This window comes from Pseudoxanthomonas sp. LjRoot204_2 (assembly GCF_056175765.1).
In genome coordinates this window covers 1-1990 of sequence record NZ_JBGFFG010000540.1, presented here as the reverse complement: position 1 = coordinate 1990, position 1990 = coordinate 1, and the positions used below count along the sequence as shown (strand labels likewise).

At 54.1% G+C, this 1990-nt stretch carries 2 protein-coding genes; both read right to left on the bottom strand.

Going from position 1 to position 1990, the window contains the following annotated elements; all coding sequences use genetic code 11:
- Positions 1 to 1225, bottom strand: a 1225-nt coding sequence (locus tag AC04L7_RS17635) for a DUF262 domain-containing protein (protein ID WP_475513559.1), incomplete at its 3' end; no start/stop codon positions are given.
- 241 nt (positions 1226 to 1466) lie between these two features.
- The coding region (locus AC04L7_RS17630; protein WP_475513558.1) for a DNA glycosylase AlkZ-like family protein at positions 1467 to 1990 on the bottom strand (524 nt) is incomplete at its 5' end.

Here is a 1990-nt window from a genome sequence, read left to right as displayed (position 1 = left end):
GACCAGTATGCTCCAATCCGACAACAGCCCGCCTGACTAGAAAGGTTTCTACAAGCCTCACCAACCTAGCTGCGAGATGGCCACTGGTCTCGCCCTTCACTACTGAAGAGTGGAGCGACATTAAATAGGGAAAGACGACCGATGGCGGCCGCATTCTGGCGATGGAAGCCAGTGATTCCCCGTACGCTGGATCAGACACCTTGAGATCCATCCCTTCTCTGAGCAAGCGATAGATATCAACATGCTCCCTCAGATCCTCCATTATGGATGCAACCTGATCAGCAGGCGTCGCAGCCTCACCGTAAGATTCCGACCATCTTTTTGCCAAAGATATGAAAGTTCTGGATTTCGTTATTCCACTGTCCCGTGTCAAGGCGTGAGGAAAGAAGTAACCCTCCATGGACTCGGCAGACTCGAAGCTTTCTTCAAAGGGACGCCAGCGCCTGGCATAGATATCTTCCGCCTCCGCGGCATCATCCTTGAGACGCTTAAGAACTTCGTTCCTAACTAGATCAACGATCCCAAGCCTTGCGCCCTCCTTGTTGAGTCGATCGAATACTTCGTTCGCATCATGCTTCTGGCCCAACCTAATTTCGACAAACTCAAGCTTTTCCAGAAGAACTTCTCTGAGCTTTCCGACCAACTCTCCAGAGACTCTCCCATCAGCATCGAGGCACTTGGATCGGACTTCCTTCTTGATCAACTCATACGCTTCCGATAACGCCCCAGATATTTCACCTGCCTCTTTCGCTTGAGACACCTTTGCTCTATCGCCAATTGACCCGAGGACGACCTGATTAAACTGCCTCGTGTCGCGAAGAGTGGGGGCGAATTTTGGCTGATGACGAGAAGTTGACTTCCTAGAAAGTAAGTACTCCTCCGCCAACGCTTCCGAGAACTCCGATGCGCCAGCCTCTCTCGCCACTAGAGCTAAAGCACATAAGCTCAAATAAAGAGTTGTGAGGCGCTGCTGGCCATCGATTACCCAGTAGAGGCCCGGAGAGCTTGATGTTGAAGCTGTCTCATTATCGAACACCAGAGCACCAAGGAATCGAAGATCGCACTGACCTTCTAGTACGGAGTCAATATCATCCCAGAGCCTAAGTATGTTGTCCTTCTTCCATACGTAGGGCCGTTGAAACAAAGGGCACCGCAGTACGTTATCAGCGGAGAAAAGCTGGTGAAGAGTTACAGGGTCCGCAGCAAGCTGCTCCATCGTTGCCATTTTTTTTCCTTTTTTTAGAAAACAGGCAATAAGGCTACTTCCTTACTCACCTCTCGAGATCATCTCTTGCCTGCTGGCTAAGAACTCCAGCACAAGATCTCATCCCTGCCAATAAGATAATCCCTCTTTTACGGTCACAACTGCACGTCTTCTGACAGACCTAACACAATGCTGTTGTGCCAAATCGCGACCCTGAGTGCCAACCGCTTCATTCATGCTGCTTCTGCGAATCCGCATAGCCTCAACGCTTAACACTCAATCCAAGAAAGACACGGACATGCTCTAGCTCCGCCTTAAGCGCAGTGTTAAACGCGACATCTCGCACCCAATTTCCTTCCACATACCCGAACGTCGACCTTAGCTCCCCATCGRCCACACTGAGATTCGCCCACCCGATCACGCGATCGCCCCACAGCACCGGTAGCGCGTAATACCCCAGCTTCCGCTTCGGGGCCGGCGTGTACGCCTCGAAGCGGTACGTCCATCCCCAGAACAACTCGAACCGCCGCCGGTCCCACACCACCGGATCGAACGGGGTCAGCAGGCGCACTTGGTCGTCCGGTTTCCAGCGTCGCGAGCGCGGATCCTCGTCCGCCGGCCAGTACCAGTCCACCCCGTCGACCCGCGCCGTGCCCAATCGCTGGCGCGCACGCTTCAACGCTGCCGCACGCAGGCCCGTCCACTGCGGCACGCCGCTGCGCAGATAACCCAGCAACTGGCCCAGGCTGGCCGCCGGCAACGGCGCGTACTTGTTGACGATGATGT